24 protein-coding genes, 1 tRNA gene and 1 pseudogene are annotated in these 20,914 nt (G+C 69.1%); 15 read left to right on the top strand and 11 right to left on the bottom strand.

The genetic code is table 11. The annotated features are described in order from the left end of the window. Positions 1-27: 27 nt before the first annotated feature. From BLR68_RS01385 to BLR68_RS01370, 4 genes are all read right to left on the bottom strand, one after another. Positions 28-1,170 (bottom strand): acyltransferase family protein, encoded by a 1,143-nt coding sequence (locus BLR68_RS01385; RefSeq protein ID WP_018188230.1) that lies wholly within the window; start codon positions 1,168-1,170, stop codon positions 28-30. 78 nt (positions 1,171-1,248) lie between these two features. Beyond that, the gene (locus BLR68_RS01380) at positions 1,249-1,473 is read right to left on the bottom strand and encodes an SCO4848 family membrane protein (RefSeq protein ID WP_018188229.1); all 225 of its coding nucleotides are present in this window, start codon (positions 1,471-1,473) and stop codon (positions 1,249-1,251) included. A gap of 9 nt (positions 1,474-1,482) precedes the next feature. Beyond that, entirely contained in the window at positions 1,483-2,334 is an 852-nt protein-coding gene (locus BLR68_RS01375) for a hypothetical protein (RefSeq protein ID WP_018188228.1), read from the bottom strand. Between the two features lie 37 nt (positions 2,335-2,371). After that, positions 2,372-3,061, bottom strand: coding sequence for a phosphocholine cytidylyltransferase family protein (locus BLR68_RS01370; RefSeq protein ID WP_018188227.1), 690 nt, complete (start codon positions 3,059-3,061; stop codon positions 2,372-2,374). A 184-nt stretch (positions 3,062-3,245) separates the two neighbouring features. Between BLR68_RS01370 and BLR68_RS01365 the strand changes: the two genes are divergently transcribed. Genes BLR68_RS01365 through BLR68_RS01355 form a run of 3 tightly spaced genes read left to right on the top strand, consistent with a single transcriptional unit; the run spans position 3,246 to position 6,526 of the window. After that, complete coding sequence (locus BLR68_RS01365) at positions 3,246-4,691, top strand: ABC transporter ATP-binding protein (RefSeq protein ID WP_256335289.1); 1,446 nt, start codon at positions 3,246-3,248, stop codon at positions 4,689-4,691. Next, complete coding sequence (locus BLR68_RS01360; protein ID WP_018188225.1) at positions 4,667-6,220, top strand: hypothetical protein; 1,554 nt, start codon at positions 4,667-4,669, stop codon at positions 6,218-6,220. Before BLR68_RS01365 ends, BLR68_RS01360 begins: the two co-directional genes overlap by 25 nt. 39 nt (positions 6,221-6,259) lie before the next feature. Next, the gene (locus BLR68_RS01355; protein WP_018188224.1) at positions 6,260-6,526 is read left to right on the top strand and encodes a DUF3039 domain-containing protein; all 267 of its coding nucleotides are present in this window, start codon (positions 6,260-6,262) and stop codon (positions 6,524-6,526) included. On the opposite strand, the gene BLR68_RS01350 is transcribed toward BLR68_RS01355, so the two are convergent. Continuing rightward, positions 6,505-7,833, bottom strand: coding sequence for a nicotinate phosphoribosyltransferase (locus BLR68_RS01350; RefSeq protein WP_018188223.1), 1,329 nt, complete (start codon positions 7,831-7,833; stop codon positions 6,505-6,507). The genes BLR68_RS01355 and BLR68_RS01350 overlap by 22 nt on opposite strands. Positions 7,834-7,889: 56 nt before the next feature. On the opposite strand from BLR68_RS01350, the gene murI reads away from it, so the two are divergent. From murI to BLR68_RS01330, 4 genes are all read left to right on the top strand, one after another. Further along, positions 7,890-8,717 carry a glutamate racemase gene (gene murI, locus BLR68_RS01345; protein WP_018188222.1) on the top strand — a complete coding sequence of 276 codons (828 nt, stop codon included), beginning with the start codon at positions 7,890-7,892 and terminating at the stop codon, positions 8,715-8,717. Beyond that, entirely contained in the window at positions 8,714-9,457 is a 744-nt protein-coding gene (gene rph, locus BLR68_RS01340; protein ID WP_018188221.1) for a ribonuclease PH, read from the top strand. The genes murI and rph overlap by 4 nt, the downstream gene beginning before the upstream one ends. After that, entirely contained in the window at positions 9,454-10,047 is a 594-nt protein-coding gene (gene rdgB / locus BLR68_RS01335; protein ID WP_018188220.1) for an RdgB/HAM1 family non-canonical purine NTP pyrophosphatase, read from the top strand. Before rph ends, rdgB begins: the two co-directional genes overlap by 4 nt. 98 nt (positions 10,048-10,145) lie before the next feature. Beyond that, complete coding sequence (locus BLR68_RS01330; RefSeq protein WP_018188219.1) at positions 10,146-11,057, top strand: cation diffusion facilitator family transporter; 912 nt, start codon at positions 10,146-10,148, stop codon at positions 11,055-11,057. Positions 11,058-11,081: 24 nt separating this feature from the next. Here BLR68_RS01330 and BLR68_RS01325 read toward each other — a convergent pair whose 3' ends face one another. Then, positions 11,082-13,445, bottom strand: coding sequence for an ATP-dependent DNA ligase (locus BLR68_RS01325; RefSeq protein WP_018188218.1), 2,364 nt, complete (start codon positions 13,443-13,445; stop codon positions 11,082-11,084). Positions 13,446-13,505: 60 nt separating this feature from the next. Between BLR68_RS01325 and BLR68_RS01320 the strand changes: the two genes are divergently transcribed. Then, entirely contained in the window at positions 13,506-14,384 is an 879-nt protein-coding gene (locus tag BLR68_RS01320; protein ID WP_018188217.1) for a non-homologous end joining protein Ku, read from the top strand. Here BLR68_RS01320 and BLR68_RS01315 read toward each other — a convergent pair whose 3' ends face one another. Beyond that, positions 14,385-15,164: a DedA family protein gene (locus tag BLR68_RS01315; RefSeq protein WP_018188216.1), complete on the bottom strand. Its 780-nt coding sequence runs from the start codon at positions 15,162-15,164 to the stop codon at positions 14,385-14,387. A 73-nt stretch (positions 15,165-15,237) separates the two neighbouring features. Continuing rightward, positions 15,238-15,319 (bottom strand) — tRNA-Leu (locus tag BLR68_RS01310). Positions 15,320-15,393: 74 nt separating this feature from the next. Here BLR68_RS01310 and BLR68_RS01305 point away from each other — a divergent pair. Both BLR68_RS01305 and BLR68_RS01300 read left to right on the top strand, forming a co-directional pair. Next, positions 15,394-15,993 carry a hypothetical protein gene (locus BLR68_RS01305; protein WP_256335287.1) on the top strand — a complete coding sequence of 200 codons (600 nt, stop codon included), beginning with the start codon at positions 15,394-15,396 and terminating at the stop codon, positions 15,991-15,993. Between the two features lie 63 nt (positions 15,994-16,056). Continuing rightward, a pseudogene (locus tag BLR68_RS01300) lies at positions 16,057-16,518 on the top strand (CpaF family protein); the annotation flags it as partial. An 11-nt stretch (positions 16,519-16,529) separates the two neighbouring features. Here BLR68_RS01300 and BLR68_RS01295 read toward each other — a convergent pair. Genes BLR68_RS01295 through BLR68_RS01285 form a run of 3 tightly spaced genes read right to left on the bottom strand, consistent with a single transcriptional unit; the run spans position 16,530 to position 18,999 of the window. Further along, entirely contained in the window at positions 16,530-18,008 is a 1,479-nt protein-coding gene (locus BLR68_RS01295) for a recombinase family protein (RefSeq protein ID WP_018188213.1), read from the bottom strand. Between the two features lie 58 nt (positions 18,009-18,066). After that, complete coding sequence (locus tag BLR68_RS01290; RefSeq protein WP_018188212.1) at positions 18,067-18,501, bottom strand: ImmA/IrrE family metallo-endopeptidase; 435 nt, start codon at positions 18,499-18,501, stop codon at positions 18,067-18,069. A gap of 18 nt (positions 18,502-18,519) precedes the next feature. Further along, positions 18,520-18,999, bottom strand: coding sequence for a hypothetical protein (locus BLR68_RS01285; protein ID WP_018188211.1), 480 nt, complete (start codon positions 18,997-18,999; stop codon positions 18,520-18,522). Positions 19,000-19,060: 61 nt separating this feature from the next. Here BLR68_RS01285 and BLR68_RS01280 point away from each other — a divergent pair, with 61 nt between their 5' ends. The 5 genes from BLR68_RS01280 (at position 19,061) to BLR68_RS01265 (ending at position 20,891) form a co-directional block, all read left to right on the top strand. Beyond that, on the top strand, positions 19,061-19,366 hold the full coding sequence (locus BLR68_RS01280) for a helix-turn-helix domain-containing protein (protein WP_256335286.1): 306 nt from the start codon (positions 19,061-19,063) through the stop codon (positions 19,364-19,366). Then, the gene (locus BLR68_RS18145; protein WP_018188209.1) at positions 19,363-19,497 is read left to right on the top strand and encodes a hypothetical protein; all 135 of its coding nucleotides are present in this window, start codon (positions 19,363-19,365) and stop codon (positions 19,495-19,497) included. The genes BLR68_RS01280 and BLR68_RS18145 overlap by 4 nt, the downstream gene beginning before the upstream one ends. Beyond that, positions 19,494-19,742, top strand: a complete 249-nt coding sequence (locus BLR68_RS01275) for a hypothetical protein (protein ID WP_018188208.1) — start codon at positions 19,494-19,496, stop codon at positions 19,740-19,742. Before BLR68_RS18145 ends, BLR68_RS01275 begins: the two co-directional genes overlap by 4 nt. Next, positions 19,739-20,209 (top strand): hypothetical protein, encoded by a 471-nt coding sequence (locus BLR68_RS01270; protein WP_018188207.1) that lies wholly within the window; start codon positions 19,739-19,741, stop codon positions 20,207-20,209. The genes BLR68_RS01275 and BLR68_RS01270 overlap by 4 nt, the downstream gene beginning before the upstream one ends. 88 nt (positions 20,210-20,297) lie before the next feature. Beyond that, positions 20,298-20,891: a hypothetical protein gene (locus BLR68_RS01265; protein WP_018188205.1), complete on the top strand. Its 594-nt coding sequence runs from the start codon at positions 20,298-20,300 to the stop codon at positions 20,889-20,891. Positions 20,892-20,914 lie beyond the last annotated feature (23 nt).

Genomic DNA, 20,914 nt, shown 5'->3' with positions numbered 1-20,914 from the left:
GTGTGCTGTGCTCTCGTCGACGGCAGATCAGGGCGCGACTTCACCCGCCCGGCGACGCGCTCGCGCCGCGACAGCTCGGTGGACGCGTCGCGCCAACGTATGCATTCTAGCTTCGACTCCCTCGTAGAACCCCCAGGCGACTAGGAGGCTGATCGGGATCCCGAGCACTCCGACGAGCAGCCAGGCCTCCGAACCGAAGGCGAATGCGAGGGTCGCGAGCACCGGCACGTGCACGAGGTAGAGACTGAACGAGATCTTCCCGAGCCATTGGATGGGTCGCGTCTCGAACAGTCGGATGGCCGGGCCCCAGGCGAGCGCCACCAGGACGATGCCCGCGGCACCCGGAGCCGCGAAGGCCCAAAGCACGGTGCTGAGGTCTGTCCCGCTGGGCACGATCGGCCGGGCCAGCCAGCTCGCGATGAGCATCGCGACGCTCACCAGCGTGAACAGGGGCATGAACCATCGGGGCCGCGGACGCTCCACCCACGCCAGCAGATCCGGCATCCGCGCCGCCATGATCGTGCCGACGATGAAAACCGGGAAGTAGAGCAGCTCGCTCTGCTCGAAGATGCGACCAGCGACGCTCAGGCCGCAGCAGACGATCACCGCTGCGAGCGCGTGACGCCGCACGAGGAGGGCGAGCGCCGTCGCCAGGGGCAGGACGATCGAGTACAGCAGTTCCCAGTGCAACGACCACAGGGGATTGTTGAGCGGGTACTGGCGCGGCACGAGCGATGCCTGCGCGAGGAAGGAACCGACCGATACCGACTCGGCGTGCGTCTCGGCCATCCATGATCCGGCCGGCATCGCGGAGCGATCGCGGGGGACGAGGAAGATGAGGAGGGCACTCAGCGCCAGCGAGGCGATCACCGGCCCGTAGAGGCGGACGACGCGAGCCGAGAGGAAGCCCATCCAGGAGAAGTTCTCTCGGAACACCGGGAGGACGACGACGAGACCCGACAGCACGAAGAAGACGAGGACCGCCTCATTGCCGGCGGTGAGGAGCTTCACCGGGGACTCGGAGATGACCGCCCAGCTGACGGTTCCCTCGAGGAGGGGTTCCGCGATCAGCAGCCAGTGGTGCAGAAGGACGACCAGCGCGGCGACCCCGCGCAGCCCGTCGAGGCTCTGGATTCGGCCTGTCGGCTGCTTCGGGGGAGTCGTGACCACTCGACAACGGTAGTCACTGTCGAACAGAGCCCCACACCACTTGCGCCGGGGCGGGGCCGTGTGCAGGACCGGACGTCGTCAGTTCCCCGTGCCGGTCGCCGCGACGATGGCGGCGACGAGGGATGCCGCCGCGAGCAGCAGCGCCGCTCCGATGAGGATCGCATGGACGGTGAGGAACCTCGTGGGACGGCCGTTCGCGTCACGTGCCCGCGGATCGCGGGAGACACGGCGGTAGAACGTCGGCCAGACGATCACGTTGAAGGCGGCGTTCAGGATCAACAACGTGACGAGAAGGGGGAGCACGCGGCCACGCTACTCGTTGTCCGGGGCCCCGGCGCCGCCGTCTCCACGCCGACGTCGGCCGCGGAGACCGCGTCGGACCGACGGCGGGCGCACGGCGTCGCGAGGACGGGGGGCGAGTTCGCTCGGGAAGGCGAGGGGCGGCGGGCCGAAGGCGCGTCGGGCGCCCACGACGACGCGGCGGCCGAGGATGTGGTTGCCGCTGCCCCCCACGACCGCCCCGACGCCGAACGGGAGCGCCCGTCCGATGAGCGACGCACCGCCCTGCGCGGCGAACCGTCGGATGAAGGAGGCTTTGAGCCGATCGATGAGGGGGCCGACCATGGCCTTCGGCAGCGAGGTGGTCACCAGCTTGCCCCAGTAGGCGTCGCGTCCTGGGCCGACGCCCTGCACCTGGCCGGCAAACTGGCTGACGAGATCGACGCCCTCCTTGCCCGCCATCAGCGTGAGCACGAGAGCGCGGGCGCGGTCGGGATCGGTGACGCGGAAGCCGTGCACCTCCGCCAGGGACTGTGCGAACAGCGCGGTCGTCTCGAGGAACCCGACGGTCTCGGCTCCGCTCAGCGCCAGGGTGACCGCCGTGCCGATACCGGGGACGACGGCAGTCGCTCCGACAGCGGCCCCACCGGTGGTCACGGCTGCCAGGTAGCGCCGTTCCAGTATCCGGATGACGTCGGCGGGAGTCGCCTCCGGATGACGTGACCGGATCGCGTGGAGGTGCGCTCCGACCGCCGGTTGCTGGACAGCGAGCACCCGATCGAGGACGCGGATGAGCCAGGGGTGCTCCGGCGAGCCGACCGGCGGGAGACCCCCCACCCAGGCGGCGTCTTCGGGGAGCGAGTGGATGCGGGGAACGTCGGTCATGTGTGTGCTCGCGGCCCTCGGCCGCTCGCGCGGCGCGTCAGACGTAGAAGTTGGCCCGCTCGAGGTCTTCGGCGAAGTCCACCTCGACGGCGTAGAGGTCGGAGATGTCGAGAGGGCGCAGCTTCAGGCCGTTCTCGGCCACGGCGAGCTCGAGTCCACGCTCGAAGTAGTCCTGGTTGTCGACGTTGCCGAGCTGCGCGATGAGCGCAGGCTTGTCGGCACGGGAGATGTAGTTGATCCCGACGGCTTCGCCGAGGCCGCCGACGACCGTCTTCGACAGTTCGGCGATGTTGCCTTCCGCGTCGACGGTGTACTTGACCTCTTCGTCGCTCACCTTCGAGGTGTTGACGGTCACGAAGGACTGCTCGGCCTCGACCAGGGCGAGCGCGCGCCCGAGTACGCGGGGGTCGAAAACGACGTCGCCGTTCATCCACAGCACGCCCGACTTGCCGGTGGCCTTGAGTGCGCGAAGAAGGCTCTTCGACGTGTTCGTCTGGTCGTACCGGTCGTTGTAGACGTAGTCGACGTCCGGGAACGCCTCGACGATGGTCTCGGCGCGGTAGCCGACGACCGTCGTGATGGGGGCGGCAGGTCCGAATGCAGCGTGGATGTTGTCGTGCTGCTGCCCCATGATGCTGCGGCCGTCGTTCAGGGTCGTCAGCGGCTTGGGCAGGCTGCGGCCGAGCCGCGAGCCCATGCCGGCTGCGAGAATGACGATCTTGGTCACGTGGTGCTCCTGACGATGTGGTCAATGTCCGTTCATCGGAAAGACACATCTTCGTGCCGGGTCAATGCTATCCGGGGTGCCTGAAAAGGGCCCGTATCCAGGTCCGACGTTGCGCATTCGTGATAACTCACGCAGCGTGACACTCCCTCAGGAGCGGCGCATGTCGGCTTGATAGGTTTATCCGGTGACGCCTCCCAAGACACGACCGCCCCGCAAAAAGGCGCCCGTGTCCGGCGCCGGCACCGCCGTCCCGCCGCCGCCCGAGGTTCCCGCCGCCGTGGCCGCCGCCGAGCTGCCGGGGACGCCTGTGGATGCCGACGCTCCCGGGGTTCCGCCGAAGCCCGAGATCCCGGCATCCGTTGCGGCGGCACGCTTCGAAGAGCCGATCGTCCCCGACGAGGAGCCGCAGGACCTCGATGAGGGAACGGATGTCGCTAACGGCGACTCGGACCCGATCCCCGAGACAGAGTCGGTCGCCGAGGCAGAGCCCGAGCCGGTGAGGGAAGCCGAGCCCGAGCCGATGCCCGAACCCGAGCCGGAGGGCGAGCCCGAGCCCGTCATCGAGCCTGAGCCCGAGTCGCCCGCGGATACGCATCCGGAGGTGATCGAGGTCCCCCAGGAGACCGAGGACATCGAGGTTTCGAATGTCGCTGGTGTCTCCGTGCCTGCGGATGCCGCAGAGGTCGAAGAGCCGTCGGACGTGACGGTCGACCCCCAGGAAGGTCCCGGCCCGACGGACGCGGACGCTCCCACCGTCGCGTTCGAGGTCGAGGAGGCGGAGGAGCTCGCTCCGGAAGCGCCCGCGACCGCCGTTATGCCGCAGATGGAGGCGGAGGTCGAGACCGAGGCCTCCGAAGAGACGACGCGGCCGACGCCCGCCCTGCGGATGACGAATGTCTCGAAGTCGTTCGGCCGCACGCGCGCGGTGGATGCGGTGGACCTCGAGATCCCCGCGGGGAGCTTCTACGGGATCGTGGGGCCCAACGGTGCGGGTAAGACGACGACCCTTTCGATGATCGCGGGCCTCCTGCGTCCCGATGGGGGGACCATCGAGGTCGGCGGGATCGATCTGCGACGCGACCCCCGGGGCGCCAAGGCGCTCATGGGGGTCCTGCCCGATCGACTCCGCACCTTCGAGCGGCTCACGGGGCGACAGCTCCTCCACTACTACGGGGTCCTCCGCGGTCTTCGCGGAGCCGTCGTCGCCGAGCGCACGGAAGACCTCGGCCGGGCGTTCGACCTCACGGCCGCCCTCGCCCGTCCCGTCTCCGACTACTCCGCCGGCATGACGAAGAAGATCATGCTCGCGGGGGCGATGATCCACGCCCCCCGTCTGCTGGTGCTCGACGAGCCCTTCGAAGCGGTCGATCCGGTCTCGAGCGAGGTCATCCTCGACATCCTCTCCGCCTATGTCGCCCGAGGCGGCACGGTCGTCCTCTCGAGTCACGGCATGGAGCTCGTCGAGCGCGTCTGCGACGGGGTGGCGGTCATCGTCTCGGGTCAGGTGCTGGCGCAGGGCACCGTCGACGAGGTGCGCGGGGATCACACCCTCGCGGAGCGCTTCATGCAGCTCTCCGGCGGCCTCAGCGACGTGGAGGGGCTGGAGTGGTTGCACACGTACTCCGACTGAGGCTCGCGCTGCTGGTCGGCGCGCTCAACGCGCGGCCTCTGGTCCTGCTGCGACGGCTCGCGGGCTTCGCCGTCCTCGCCCTCGCGGTGGCGGCCGTCTGCGTGGCCCTCATCCGACTCGACCGTGTTCCCGACGGCGAGGCGGCGACGCTCACGGTGGTGGGAAGCTCCCTCCTGGTCGCGGGCTTCTTCCTGATTCCGCTGTTCAGCGGCGTCGAGGACCCGCTCGATCCGCGTCGGTTCGTGGTCACGGGTGAAGAGCCGGGACGGGTGGCCTGGTCGGTCGCGCTCGCATCGCCGCTCGGCATCCCGGGTCTGGTCGTCGTCGCGATCGCGGCGGCGATGATCGCGGCGTGGACCGGCCACGGCTCTCCGGCCGGTCTCGCCGTTCTGGCAGCGCTCCTGCTCGTCGGAACCTCTGTGCTCGCGGCCCGGTGCGCGATGGCGGTGTCGGCCGTGGCCCTTCGCGACCGGCGGTCGCCTCAGCTCACCGGCCTGATGGTGACGGCGGCTGGTGTCGTCGCGATCCCCGTCGCCGCCTTCGCATTCTCACTGGAGTGGTCCGGCGGACTGCCGTCCCAACTGACGGAGGCGGCGCAGGTGCTCGCCGTCACCCCGTTCGGTGCGGCATCCGCCATCGCGGTCCGTAGCGGGGGCGAACTCGTCGCATCGATGCTCGTCGCGGTCGGCACACTCCTCGCCCTGGCGGCGCTGTGGCAGGTGCTCGTCCGGACTCTCATGACCTCGACCGAGCGCGTCGTGCCGGTCGGGGAACGTCGCGGACTCGGCTGGTTCGCCGTCATGCCCGGCACGCCGGGCGGAGCCATCGCCGCCCGCAGCATCGTCTACTGGTTCTCCGATCCTCGCTACCTCGCGAATGTCATCGTCGTCCCGGTCGCCTCGGTCCTCATCGTGACACCCCTCCTGGTAGTGGGCGTCCCTCTGCAGACCGTCGCGCTGATCCCACCCCCGATCCTCGCCTTGTTCCTGGGCTGGCTCGTGCACAACGACCTCGCCTACGACTCGACGGGCGTCTGGCTGCACATCTCGGCCGGAGTCCGCGGCGTCGCCGATCGCCTCGGACGCCTCGTCCCCATCGTCCTGGTGGGTGTCCCGCTCCTGGCGCTGGCGATCACCGCGTCGATCTGGATCCACGGGCGATGGGCCGTGCTGCCGGCGCTCGTCGGAGTGTGCGTGAGCCTGTTCGCCACCGGTTTGGGTCTGAGCTCCATCTCATCGGTGGCCGCCCCGTACGCGGTCTCACGACCGGGGGAGGGACCGTTCGAGCAGCCTCAGCGCACGGGCGGCTCGATGACGCAGGCGCTCGTCCTGCTCGGTGCGATCCTGCTCTCCGCGCCGGCGCTCTGGTGGGGGTGGCTGTCCCTCACCGGCGACGAGGATGAGGCGTGGACGTCCTTCTGGAGCGGTGTCGGCGTCGGGACGACGGTCCTCGTCGTGGGCGTGGGCGTCGGAGGCGCCCTTTTCGAGCGTCGCACCAGCCGCACCATGGAATTCGCCGAGACGCTCTGACCCGACCACGCGGCGCCGCGTCGCAGTACACTCGGGGGAATGAGCACGCCGATCGACAGCCCGGATCAGGGCGGCCTCGCCACACTCGACCGTGAGCTCGAGGAGCTCATCCGCGAGGAGGCGATCGAGCCGGGCGACCATGAGCGGTTCTCGCACTACGTCAAGAAGGACAAGATCCTCGAGTCGGCCATCACGGGCAAGCCCGTGCGCGCACTCTGCGGCAAGAAGTGGACGCCGGGTCGCGACCCGGAGAAGTTCCCGGTCTGCCCGACGTGCAAGGAGATCTACGCCTCGCTGACCTCGTAAACGGTCGGCAGGGCGGGGTCGGCGCGACTGAGCGCCAGCGCCGTGACCGGGAGTTCTTCCCGCACGCGCAGGTGGTGGGCCCGAGCAGCGGCGACACCGTCGGCACCCAGGTGGGCGGCATCCGCGTCACCGTGATCGACGAGCACGGTCTGCAGCGGCCGGGCGTCGGGGTGCGCGGAAGGTGCGTCCACCTCGTCGAACCCATCGGCGACGGCGACGACCTCCGCCGTCGCCACACCGTCCGCCCGTCGCCGGAACGCGGCCTTCCGGCCTCCGATGGACGCCTTCGACGTGGAGGCCTTCGCGACCGGGACCCAGCCGCCGTCGACACCCTGGCGGGCGACCAACTTGTAGACCATGCCGGCCGTCGGCGTACCCGACCCGGTGACGACGGAGGTACCGACGCCGTAGGCGTCGACGGGGGATGCCGCCAGTGCCGCGATCGCGAACTCGTCGAGATCGCTCGTCACGGTGATCTTGGTCTCGGTCGCCCCGAGTTCGTCGAGCTGCCGGCGCACGGAGGCGGCGACGGTAGGAAGGTCGCCGGAGTCCAGTCGGACGCCGCCGAGCCCGGTGCCGGCGACGCGGATCGCGGTCTCTACGCCCTGGCGGATGTCGTACGTGTCCACGAGCAGGGTGGTGTCGGTTCCGAGCGCGTCGATCTGGCTGCGGAATGCGTCCTCCTCGCTGTCGTGCAGCAGGGTCCACGCGTGGGCGGCGGTTCCCATGGTCGGGATGCCCCAGGAGCGGCCGGCCTCGAGGTTGCTCGTGGCGGAGAACCCCGCGATGTAGGCGGCGCGGGCCGCCGCGACGGCGGAGCGCTCGGCGGCGCGGCGCGAGCCCATCTCTGCGAGGGGGCGGTCACCGGCGGCGATGCTCATGCGGGCCGCGGCCGTGGCGACGGCCGAGTCGTGGTTGAGGATGCTGAGGGCCAGGGTCTCGAGGATCACGGCTTCGGCGAACGTGCCCTCGACCGTGAGGATGGGGGAGCCGGGGAAGTACAGCTCACCTTCGCGATAGCCGCTGATGGTTCCGCCGAACCGGTACCCCTCGAGGTAGCGGACCGTGGCCGGGCTCACGATGTCGTTGTCGCGGAGGTAGGCGAGCTCGGCATCGTCGAAACGGAAGTCGGCGATCTCCGACAGCAGCCGGCCCGTGCCGGCGACGACGCCGAAACGACGGCCGCCGGGCAGGCGTCTCCCGAACAGTTCGAAGACGCAGCGCCTGCTCGCGGTGCCGTCGCGCAGGGCGGCATCCAGCATCGTGAGCTCGTAGCGGTCGGTCAGCAATGCTGTGGACATGCCCATGCGGTCACTCTATCCAGGCGCGGACGAGGGCCTGACCGAGACTAGGCTGGTCGATCGTGACGGACGCACCGATCGGGATCTTCGACTCCGGAGTGGGCGGGCTCACGGTCGCCCGTGCCGTCTCGCAGCTCCTGCCGCGGGAGTCGATCCTCTACATCGGCGACACGGCGCATTCGCCCTACGGGCCGAAGCCCATCGCGGACGTCCGCCGGTACGGTCTCGAGGTGCTCGACACCCTCGTCGACCAGGGCGTGAAGATGCTGGTCATCGCCTGCAACACCGCATCCGCCGCGCTCCTGCGCGATGCCCGCGAACGGTACGACGTGCCCGTCGTCGAGGTCATCGGTCCTGCTGTCCGCACCGCGATCTCCACCACCCGCAACGGCCGCGTCGGCGTGATCGGGACGGCGGGGACGATCGGATCCGGCGTCTACCAGGACATGCTCGGCGTCAACGAGCGCCTCAGCGTGTTCGCTCAGGCGTGCCCGCGGTTCGTCGACTTCGTGGAGGCGGGGGTGACCGACTCCCCGGATGTCCTCCGGGTCGCGGAGGAGTACCTCGCGCCCCTTCGCCATGCCGGCGTCGACACCGTCGTGCTCGGATGCACGCACTACCCGTTCCTTGAGGGCGCGATCAGTTACGTCATGGGTCCCGATGTGTCGCTCGTCTCGAGCGACACCGAGACCGCCAAGGACGTCTACCGCCAGCTCGTCTCGCGCGACCTGCTCGCCGGGCACGACGCGACCGCGACCCACGTCTACGAGGCCACCGGCGATTCCGCCGACGACTTCCTCCGACTCGCCGACCGGCTGATGGGACGCGGCGTCAGCGCCGTGCGTCTCGTCCAGACCGGTGCCATCGACCTACCGAAGGGGACCCCATGACCGAGACCACCCGCGCCGACGGCCGTGCCGTCGACCAGCTCCGCCCCATCACGATCGAGCGCGGCTGGAGTGCGCACGCCGAAGGGTCTGCGCTGATCTCCTTCGGCGGCACGAAGGTGCTGTGCACGGCATCCTTCACCAACGGCGTCCCGCGATGGCTGACCGGCAAGGGCAAGGGGTGGGTCACCGCCGAGTACGCGATGCTCCCGCGCGCGACCAACTCCCGCAACGACCGCGAGTCGATCAAGGGCAAGGTCGGCGGTCGCACCCACGAGATCTCGCGCCTCATCGGCCGTGCGCTCCGGGCGGTCGTCGACACGAAGGCCCTCGGCGAGAACACGATCGTCATCGACTGCGACGTCCTGCAGGCCGATGGCGGCACCCGCACCGCCGCGATCACGGGCGCGTATGTGGCCCTGGCAGACGCGATCGAGTGGGGTCGCGCGAAAGGCTTCGTCGGCAAGAACGCCAAGGCCCTCCACGACTCCGTCGCAGCAGTGTCGGTGGGCATCATCGACGGCGAGCCGATGCTCGACCTCGCCTACGTCGAGGACGTCCGCGCCGAGACCGACATGAACGTCGTCGTGACCGGTCGCGGGCTGTTCGTCGAGGTCCAGGGCACCGCCGAGGGTGCGCCCTTCGACAAGCGCGAGCTCGACGCCCTCCTCGAGCTCGGCGTGAACGGCTGCGGCGACCTCCGCGAGGCGCAGCTCGCCGCGCTGGCGCAGGAACTCGCGTGACGACGCGCCGCATCGTCCTCGCCACGCACAACGCGCACAAGGTCGAGGAGTTCGGAGCGATCGTCGCGTCGACCCGTCCCGATCTCGAGGTCGTCGGATACGACGGCCCAGAGCCCGTCGAGGACGGTGTGACGTTCGCGCAGAACGCTCTGATCAAGGCGCGCGCCGCGGCCGCCCACACCGGCCTCCCGGCGATGGCGGACGACTCCGGGATCGCCGTCGATGTGCTGGGCGGGTCCCCCGGGGTGTTCTCCGCGTACTGGGCGGGGCACAAGAAGGACGGCGTCGCGAACTACGAGCTCCTGCTCGATCAGCTCGCCGACATCGCCGATCCGCACCGGACGGCGCAGTTCGTCTCGACGATCGCGCTCGTCGTCCCCGGTGGCGAGGAGCACGTCGTGACCGGAGTCTGGCCCGGTCGTCTCGCGACCGCACCGACGGGAGAAAACGGCTTCGGCTACGACCCCGTGTTCCTGCCGGACGACGCCGCAGGCCGTTCCGCGGCGGAGCTCACGCCGGCGGAGAAGAACGCGTCGTCACACCGAGCGCGGGCGTTCGACGCGCTCGGCCCCCTGCTGACGGCACTGTGACGCCGCGCGGGCTCTTCCGCTGAGGCTGAGAATCGGACTCATTCCCGAGTTGCGGGATGAGGCCGCCCGCCCCGGCGTGCCGTCCTAACCTCGTAGGTATGCACGATCACGCACCCACCGGCATCCGGGGAGGACACCCGCGGCGTCTGCTCGCGGTCTCCCTGGGGATCACCGCGACGGTGCTCGTCGTCCAGCTCGTCGGTGCGATCCTCACCGGGTCGCTGGCCCTCCTCGCCGACGCCGGCCACATGTTCACCGACAGCTCGGGACTTGTGATCGCGCTCATCGCCGCGTCGGTCGCGGCGCGCCCCGCGGACGAACGGCAGACCTACGGCTACCAGCGCGCCGAGGTGTTCGGCGCGTTGCTGAACGCCGTGATCCTCATCGCCCTCGGAGCGTGGATCGCGGTCGAAGCCGTCGGCCGACTGATGCGACCCGCGGACGCCGAGGTGCAGGGCCTGCCGATGCTCGTCGTCGCCGTCATCGGCCTCATCGCCAACGGCGTCTCGCTCTACGTCCTGAGCGTCGCGCAGCGCACGAGCATCAACGTGCGCGGCGCCTACCTCGAGGTCCTCGGCGACCTGCTCGGGTCGGTGGTCGTGATCATCGCGGCCGGCGTCATCTGGGTGACGGGATGGATGCCGGCTGACGCCGTGGCCTCGCTGGTCATCGCCGCCCTGATCGTGCCGCGCGCCATCACCCTGTTGAAAGAGGTGTTCGCCGTGTTGGGGGAGCGCGCACCGGCGGGGACGAAGGTCACCGACATCCGCGACCACATCCTCGGCACCGAGGGGGTCGTGGACGTGCACGACGTCCACGTCTGGCAGCTCACGCGCGGCGCGCCGGTCTTCACGGCGCACGTCGTCGTCGCGACGGACTACTTCGCGGATGATCGCGCCGGTGCGCTTCTGTCCCAGCTGCAGTCCTGCCTCGCACGCCACTTCGACGTGGAGCACTCGACGTTCCAGCTCGAACCGGCGGGGCACGTCGAGCACGAAGCCCACGCCTGAGTCGAGAACCGGTGACGGTGGTCGTCAGCCCTCGGCGCGGACTTCCGTCGGAGCCTTGTCTGGGCGGAGCCCTCGCCAACGGGCATGACGGAGGGTCCCACTCGGCGTCGCCTCGGCGTACTCCACCTCGCCGACGACCTCGGGCCTGACCCACAGCGCATCGGATGCCTCGGCACGACCGATGTCGACGAAAGGGTTCTCGGCGGTGCGGAGGGGTGAGAGCTCGGCATCCAGACGTGCGAGCGTCGCTTCGCTGAAACCGGACCCGACGCGACCGATGTAGCGCAGCCCGCCGTCGGTGGGGATTCCCATGAGCAGCGAACCGATCTCGCCGGTGCGGCCGCCTTTGCCCGGTCGGATGCCTCCGATCACGACCTCCTGCATCAGGGTCAGTTTGACCTTGAGCCACTGCTCGCTGCGCACCCCCCGGCGGTAGGTGGACGCGGGGTCCTTCACGACGACGCCCTCGAGTCCGAGCTGCTGCGCCGTCGCGAGGGCATCGTCCACGTCGCTCGCGACGGGAGGTACGACGATGGGATCGATCGTGCCCTTGGCGACGCCCTCCAGCAGCTCTCGTCGTTGCGACAGAGGGAGTGGAGCGGCATCCGTCCCGTCGACCTCGAGGACGTCGAACAGCAGGAATTGCACGGGGATCCGGGCCGACTCGCGGTCGATCTCGCCGGCCTTCGTGAGGTGCATGCGGTGCTGGAGCAGCGAGAAGCTCGGCCGGTTCCGATCGTCGAGCGCGACGATCTCGCCGTCGACGACGCAGGGGGCGGCGCCGAACCCGGGGTCGCCGCCGGTCAGTTCGGGATACCGCGCGGTGATGTCGGCGCCGCTTCGCGCGCGGAGCTTCAGTCGTTGGCCGTCCCAGATGCCGAGGGCGCGGACGCCGTCCCATTTGAATTCGACCCACGGACCCCAGCGGGTGGCCGCATGCCGGGCGAGCGCCGCGTTCGACGACGTCGCGAGCATCGGTGCAGGTGCGGGTGCGGGTGCGGATGACGGCGGGGTGGCGGCAGGCCCCGGGGCCTTCGCCTTCATGCGGTGCAGCAGCCATTGCGACTTCTCACCGTCGCCGCTCGTGCGGATGAGGGCGAGCCTCGCTGTTCCGAGCGGCCCGTCGCCGCGCCCGGTGGCGGTGAAGATCACCTCGTCGGCGCGCCATTTCTCGAGCTCGAACGTGCCCGAGTCCCAGATCGACATCGAGCCCGCACCGTATTCCCCGGCGGGAATGACGCCCGAGAACTCGAGGTATTCCATCGGATGCGGCTCGGTCATGACGGCGAGGTGGTTGGTCGAGGGTGACTCCGGGATGCCGCGCGGCACGGCCCAGCTGACGAGAACGCCGTCGTGCTCGAGTCGCAGGTCGTAGTGCAGCCGCCGAGCGTGGTGCTCCTGGATCACGAACCGGGAGCCCGCGGGGACGGCGGAGCCCGCGGGCGACGGGGGGACCGGCTCCGGCGTCTTCGCAGCCGTCCGCTTCGCGATGTAGGAGCGCAGGGGACCGGCATCCGTCGGTGCGAGTGCGGCGAGGAGGTCGCCGTCCGCCGCGACCCGATCGAGCACCTCGTCGACGAGCAGCTGCCGCAGGTCGGGGTCGCCGAGTTCTGCCCACGTGCGGGGAGCAGCGACCGTGGGCCGCTCGCGTCCACGGAGCGAGTAGGGCGCGATGGTCGTCTTCTTGCCGTTGTTCTGGCTCCAGTCGAGGAACACCTTGCCGGGCCGGGCCGCCTTCGACATCTGGCTCACGACGAGGTCGGGATGGTCGGTCTCGAGCACTCGGGCGAGTTCCTTCGCGAAGGCGCTGATCTCGTCGCTGGTCCGGCTGCCGTCGAGCGGGGAGTAGAGGTGGATGCCCTTGCTGCCGCTCGTCACGGGAAGCGGCTCCATCCCCAGATCGGTGAGGATCGCGCGCGCCCATCGCGCGACCTCGGCGCACTCGGCGAGGCCGATGCCGGGGCCAGGATCGAGGTCGAGCACGAGACGGTCGGGGTTCCGTCTCGCCCCGTCCGCGTCGAAGCGCCACTGCGGCACGTGCAGCTCGATCGACGCGACCTGTGCGAGGTACACCAGGGTCGGGACCCCGTCGACGAGCGGATAGTCCTTCGCCCCGGTCGAATGCTCGATGGGCCTCCGAGCGACCCACGACGGCGCGCCCGCCTCGAGGTGCTTCGCGAAGAACGAGCCTTCGCCGGTGCCGTCTGGCCAGCGGATGCGGGTGACCGGGCGACCATCGAGGTGCGGCAGCATCGCCGGAGCGATCCGCGTCAGGTAGTCGATGACCTCGCCTTTGGTGGTCCCCGTCTCGGGGTACATCACCTTCTCGAGGTTGGTCAACCGCAGCCTGCGGCCGTCGACGACGACCTCCTGCGGTGCGGCTGGCATGGGGCCAGATTAGTGTGCAACCCCTATGACGCCACCGCAGCGCGGGTGTCTACTGGGGGCATGAGATCGATCTGGAAAGGCGCGCTGACCTTCGGGCTCGTCAATGTGCCCGTCAAGGTGTACTCGGCGACGGAGGACCACGACGTGTCCCTCCACCAGGTGCACGCGGCCGACGGCGGCCGCATCCGGTATCAGCGCATCTGCGAGATCGACGGCGAGGTCGTGCCGTACTCCGACATCGACAAGGCCTACGACGACGGCGAGCGCACCGTCGTCCTCACCTCCGATGACTTCGCGGCGCTGCCCAGCGAGCGCAGTCGCGAGATCGAGGTCGTCGAGTTCGTCCCCACCGAGCAGATCGATCTGCTCACCCTCGACAAGGCCTACTACCTCGAACCCGACTCGAAGAGTCCGAAGGCGTACGTCCTCCTGCGTCAGACGCTCGAGCAGACCGATCGCACGGCGATCGTGCGGTTCGCGCTGCGGCAGAAGACGCGCCTCGCGGCACTCCGCGTGCGCGGCGACGTCCTCGTGCTGCAGACGCTCCTGTGGGCGGACGAGGTGCGCGAGGCATCCTTCCCCGTGCTCGACGAGCCGGTGAAGATCTCGAGCAAGGAGCTTGAGCTCTCGGCATCCCTCGTCGACAGCTTCTCGAGCGACTTCGATCCGACCGAGTTCACCGACGACTATCAGAAGGAACTGCGCACCCTCATCGAGGCGAAGCTCGACAAGGGTGAGGCGTTCGACACCACCGAGACCTTCGGGGAGAAGGCGGATGCCGAGGGCGGCGAGGTCATCGACCTGATGGCGGCCCTCCGCGCCAGCGTCGAGAAGAGCCGTGCCGCGCGGTCGGGGTCGGACCCCGCGAAAAAGGACGCCGGCGCCGACACGGGGTCGGCGCCGGCGAAGAAGAAGCCCGCGAAGAAGAAGGCGTCCTGATCAGAGCCGGGGAGCGTCCCCGCGGGAGCCGTCCTGCTTCTCGTCGAACGCCTCGGGCTCGAGGACGAGGTCGCGTGCTTCCTTCGGGTCGATGACGCCGTCCGAGCCCGCTGCCATCTCTCGCTTGACCTTGCGCTTCTCGGCGAAGTAGTGCCACACGATGAAGACGAGGGTCCCGGCGACGGCCGCGAGGAGGATCACGTCGATGTACGAGGCGACGAACTCGCCGACGCCGGGGATGAGGCTGACGAGGTAACCGATGACGGTGAGGCCGAAGCCCCAGATGACCGCACCGATCAGGTTGTAGAGCGAGTACTTGTGCCACGCCATCTTGCCGACGCCTGCAGCGACCGGCGCGAAGGTGCGGACGATCGGCACGAAGCGAGCGAGGATGACGGTGACGCCGCCGTAGCGCTCGAAGAAGGCGTTCGTGCGATCGACGTTGCTCCGGCTGAAGAGTCCGGATTCCTTGCGTTCGAAGACCGCGGGGCCGCCCTTGCGCCCGATGAGGTACCCGACTTCGCCGCCGAGGAAGGCCGAGAGGCCGATGAGCAGGCCCACGATCCACACGTTGATGCCGAAGACGCCGTTGGGGGCGTGCGTCACCGGGTTGGACAGGAGCCCCGCCATGATCAGGAGGGTGTCGCCCGGGAGGAGGAACCCGACGAGCAGGCCGGTCTCGGCGAAGATGATGAAGCAGACCACGACGAGCGCCCACGGACCTGCGGCGTTGATGATGGTCTCGGGATCCAGCCAGGGGATCAGTGCGAAGGGGTGCACGTAGGTCCTTCAGGTCGCGACGGCTGGCCGGCCGGCGGAATGGGCGCAAGGTGTGAGACACGACGGTGCCTCGTGCGGAAGGGGGGACTTGAACCCCCACGCCCGAAGGCACAGGAACCTAAATCCTGCGTGTCTGCCGATTTCACCACTCCCGCTGGTGGGTTCAGTCTAGGGCGCCGGGTGGGAGGGACCTGGGAGGGATAACCCCCGAATCGGTAACCTCTGTCGCGTGACTGCGCCTCGATCTCTCATCCCCGTGATCCCGCTCCTCGCCCTCGCCGGCTTCCTCGCCGGATGCGCGCCCGCCGCCCCCGCCGTCTCCGGCGAGGGATCCGCAAGGCCGACCGCACCCGCCGCTGCGGGCGACGGCGGGACGGCGGCCGTCCGGGATCTTCCCGGCATCTCGAGCTGCGATCAGGTCGCCGCCGTCGTCGGCGACTACATCGACGGCATCCCGCTCGACCAGGAGAACTCCTACGTCCAGCCGGATGCCATCGGTTGCGCCTGGGTGACCCCTGCGGACGCGGTCAGCGAGCTCTCCGACATCCAATCCTTCACCGTGGACATCTCGGAGGGCATGGACGAGGTGCCCGATGCGGATGAGGCTGCCGGCCTCGGCATGGACATGTACTTCGACGACCCGCGTCTCGAGAAGGTCGGCGGCGTGGGGCTCTGGATGGATGCCGATTCCGCCGCCGTCGGCGGGGGAACGGGCTCTGTCCTGGTGCCCGGCGTCGACATCGTCATCAGCGACTCGCGCTGGGGGCAGGACGGCCGGCTCACGAAGGACAGTCTCGTCAGCGTCGCGCTCGCTTTCCTCGATCTCTGAGGACTGCCGGCGATGTGGATAACTCCCACGCCGAGGTGCGGGGGATTGCGATGATCCCAGGCCATGAGCATCGCGTCCCCCCTTGCGCCGACCCGCGGTCTCGCCGCGGTCGCGGAGCGGGTGCGGGAACGCTTGCGCAGCGAGGACGTTGATCCTTCCCGAGACCCCGACCGCGCGGCCCGGATCGCCCGGGCCGAGGTGCGCCGTCACAACGACTTCGCCCTCGCGCGGGGAGTCGACGTCATCGAGGACGAAGCGGCATCCGTCCGCGACATCCTCTCGACCGTCGCCGGGTACGGCCCCCTCCAGGCGCTGTTGGACGACCCCGACATCGAAGAGATCTGGATCAACGCCCCCGACAAGGTCTTCATCGCGCGAGAAGGGCGGAGTGAGCGGGCGCCGATCGTGCTCAGCGACACGGCGGTGCGTGACCTCGTCGAACGGATGCTGCACGCGACCGGCCGACGCGTCGACCTCAGCCAGCCGTTCGTCGACGCGTCGCTGCCCGACGGCTCGCGTCTGCACATGCGTGTGCGTCAACCGATAGGAGCCGCCCACGACGGGATGATCTGCACGCGTTCGCGCCAGACCCCTGTGCCTGGCCGGGTGGGTTTCACGATCCGTACCTGGTGGATGAGCGCGCGCAGGAGGTTGCGTCGCTCGATGACAGTGAGGGCTTCCCAGTCGCCCGCGAGGTCGGCGGCGACTCGCTGCGGGTTGATCTCGATCCGGGGGATGGGCGCGGCCCGTCGGCGACGTTCTCTCAGCGCGGCGAGGTCAGCGTCGAGGAGAGCGATCGACGACGTGTACGCGGCGTCTGGGAGGTCACCTGAGGACCAGCGGACGGTGATACGACCCATCCGGTCAGTGAGGTCCGCGATCTTCCGATCGACGGTGCCAGCGTTGTCGAGCTGCACGACTCGTCTCTCTCGTTGCTTCGCACGGCGTTCCATCTCACCGTCGACATCGGCAGCGATCTCTTCCACCCACTCGCGGACCCGTTGCTCGACGAGCGCTCGTGTCATGTACATGCCTGAGACATCGCGGACTTGCGCCGCTCGTGAGCACTTGTAGTCCTTGAGTCCCTGATTCCCGACGTGCATCGGTGCGCCGCAGTCGCCGCAGACGATCAGCCCGGTGAGTGCGTACTTCGGTTCGACGACGGTCGCGGGTTTCGGGGCGTCGAGTCGGAGCGCGACGTATTCGTCCCATTCGGCGGGCGTGATGACGGGCGTCTGCGCTCCGGGGTGGAAGGTCGCTTCGCTGATGCGCCAGTCCCGTCGATCCTTCGTCGTCGGCCGTTGGATGATCTTGCCTGCGCCGAAGCCAGCGTCGAGGAGATGGGTGAGCGTGACGCGCGACCATGTCCCACCGCGGCGGGTCGTATGCCCTGACTCGTTGAGCCACTTCACGATGCGGGTGAATCCCTCGCCGCGGAGGTACCGCCGGTACATCTCAGCGAGGAGTGGTGCTTGCACGGGGTGGGGGTGGTACCAGCCGTCACGCTTCTCGTAGCCGAAACGATCTGCGCCGTCGGAGGGCAGCCCGAGACGTCGGCGCCGGTCGTGGGTTTCTTTCCACTGCTCGCCGATGCGTTCGGACTCGAACGCTGCGAGCTCGGTCATCACGCCTCGAGCGAACCGACCCGCGGCCGTCGCGTCATTCGGCTCCGTCGCGGACTCGATGCTGCCGCCTGCGAGGTCGGCGCGGTCTGCCGCGAGCGCCCAGTCCTTCCGTGAGCGGGATAGGCGCGACCATCGCCACAGCACGACGACGTCGGCTGAACCGTCGTCGATCATGCCCATGACGCGCTGCACTGCTGGACGCTGCCAGGTTCGCCCGGAGATGCCCGGGTCGGCTTCGACCGCGATGACGTCATAGCCCTGCCGTGCGCAGTAGTCCCGCCCGGCGGCCTCTTGCAGCTCGAGCGAGATGGACTCTTCCCGGTAGGTCGACTGCCGAAGGTAGAGAACCGCTCGGCGGCGGTTGAGGCGCGCGACGGGCCGGGGGCTCATCGTGACACCTGTCGGGCGAGAGCGGTCGCGAGCGAGGCGCACGCAGTCGGAGAAAGGGTCATGCGACCCACTCCCGGTGCCTCCACATGCCCATTCCGAGTCGGGAGCCGACGTACGTGACGCCCCGGAGCTTCACGATGCAGTGCTGCATGAACACGTTCACCAGGTCGAGCGTGACGCCGAGCTCGTCGGCGATGTCGTGGGGGAGCAGACCGCTCCGCTCTAGCTGCGCGTAGGCGGCAGGGTCGATGAGAAGCCGAGCGGCGAAGACGTCTGCCTGTTCCTCGGCGCGTGGGTCGTCTTCGCAGGCGTGGCCCAAGTGCGCGTGGCCGAGCTCATGGGCGATCGTGGTGTCGCGCTCCGATGGGCACAGCTTGAGGTCGAAGTAGATCTCTCGCTCGTCCTCGTACCACTCGCCGAACACCCCCGGCTCGAGGTGGGCACCGTGGACGGAGATTCCCATCCGGGCGGCCAGCTTCAGCAGTTCCTTCACGATCCCCCCATCCTCAGTTCAGTCGGCGTGCGGCGCAGCGTCTCCCTTGCGGGTGCCCTTTTTCGCCGCCGTGCGCTGCTTAGCCGGGGGCTGCTTGATCGAAGGCTCATCCTCGTCGGAGGCACCGACACCGAACGGCCCCTGAACGACATTGGAGGTCGCGATAGCTCTGGTGATCGGTAGGTCGAGGAGGATCGAGCCGCTCAGCCCAAGCCGGCGTCCGACCTCTGCCACAAGGTCCTCTTCGCGAGCCGCCCGAAGCGCCGTGGTGGCGTCGCTCGCACCCAGGTCACTCGGGTCGAGGTGTCCGAGTCGGACGAGGTCGGCGAGCACGGGACGTTCGTAGACGCGAGCGATCGCTCGGACGATCTCGAAGGACATCGCATCCTCGGCCGCCTGTCGATTCAAGGTGGCGTGGGTAGTGCCCACCTTGCGCGCCACTTCGCGGATCGAGTCTTTCCCGCGCACGTCGTCAAGCCACTTCGTCGAGTCGTTCATGGCTCAACTATGAACCATTTCCGGAACGCACGCAAACCAATTTGAACGCAGGCTTGACAGATTGGAACGCTGGGGTGACATTTGGTGCATGCAGATTCCAAGTGGTGAGCAGGCGATCCAGACGGCGATGATTCGCCCGGGTCTGATCGACCGTCTCCGTCTCCAGTCCGGTGTGAAGAGCGATGAGGCATTCGCCCGTCTGATCGGCGTAAGCCGCCCGACTCTCCAGCGACTTCGTGCGGGGGAGGAGCCGACGCTTCGATCGGTTATCGGCATCGCGACGGCGTTCGGTCTGGGCCTCGGAGAGGTCGTTCAGGTCATCGAGGCTGCGGAGTCCGAGGCCGGCGAGAAGGCGCTCGCATCATGAGCACTCAGCCCACTCGCGGGGAAGCCATCGGCGCCGCCGCGGAGATCTACCTCGAGGCAAAGATCCGCATCGAGACGGAACGCGCGATCGCCGAAGCGACCGAGCACGCAGAACACGAGGCCGCCGCATGAGCGCGCGCCGTGCCGTCGCTGCCGTCGCAGTCGCCGCCGCCACCGTCCTCTGCGTCCCACCGATGCTCACGCCTGGCATCAACGCCGCCGACCTGATCGTCATGTTCGGCCCCATCACTTTCGTCGCGCTGCTCTGGCCGCGACACACACCTCCCGCCGGGGACACCGTTCCCCCCAACGCTGCGACGACCTCCCCCCTCGTCGCTCACCCGGCGGGTCTCTCACCCGAGGAGACGAACCGATGACCACCACGCAGGCCGCAACGAAGCCGCGCACGCGGATCTCGTTCAAGGTCGTCCAGCACGCGCTCTACTTCTTCGGCGACTCGAACCTCGGCGTCCAGCCGGACCACTTCGAGCGTCGTCTCTTCCAGCTGCTCTCCGCGGCGACGCAGGACGAGCTCGACCGCCTGGCCACGATCTACCCCGAGCACGTCGCCGCGTTCGAGCTAGGCCGCAACTCGTGGGGCGTTGAAGCGCTGCGTCAGCGAGCGAAAGGCGACCTAAACGCCATACCGAACCAGCTCGACCTCCCCGCATCGGGTGAGATCCCCGCGGGGCACGCGCTGCATGACGGCAAGGTCGTTCCCCTCTCGGGCACGTACGTGATCACACGGTGCCAGTCGGTCAACGCTCACCAGCAGGCGTGCATCTTCCCGCCCGCTCACCCCGGCCTGCACCGCGCCGACACCGGACGGGCGTGGTCCGCATGACCCGCAACGACCAGACCCTCGCCATCGTCACCGGCATCCTCTGCGTCATCACCCTGGTGTTCGCTGCCGTCGGAATCGCGGTGATGTCGTGAGCGTCGTCATGGGGTTCGACACCAGCCTCACCATCACGGGCGTCGCGCAGATCGACCTCGGCGTCGGCGCGGACGGTCAGATCGAGCCGGTCCAGTGGCTGTGGGCACGTCCCCGCACGACTGTCGTCGAGGACGGCACGGTCCTGACGACTCGTCGTCGGCAGCGGCAGATGCTCCGCGAGATCCTCGCGCTCGTCCCCGAGACATTCGACCTCGCCGTCGTCGAGGGCGCGGCGATGTCGTACGGGAAGCACTCGGGACTCGCTGACGAGCGCGCCGGCCTCCGGTGGATGCTCATCGATCAGCTGCTGCCGCGCGGTCCCGTGGTCCTCGCCTCACCGAAGACGCGCACGATCCTCGCCACCGACAACGGCAACGCCGACAAGGCATCCGTGCACGCCGCTGCGCTGCAGCTCTTCCCCGCCGCCGAGATCCCCGCGACCGGCGCTGGACGCTACGACGTCGCCGACGCCGCGGTCCTCGCCGCGGCCGGCGCCCACCGGCTCGGGATGCCGTGGCCGGTCCCCATGTCCAAGAAGCAGACCCTCGCGCACTCGAAGGTGCCGTGGCCCACCGAGACCGCCGCCTGAGCGGTCCAGAAACGGAGAACAGC

This window comes from Microbacterium sp. 77mftsu3.1, from assembly GCF_900100525.1.
Lineage (GTDB): Bacteria > Actinomycetota > Actinomycetes > Actinomycetales > Microbacteriaceae > Microbacterium > Microbacterium aquilitoris.
This window is presented reverse-complemented; position numbering and strand designations above follow the sequence as displayed.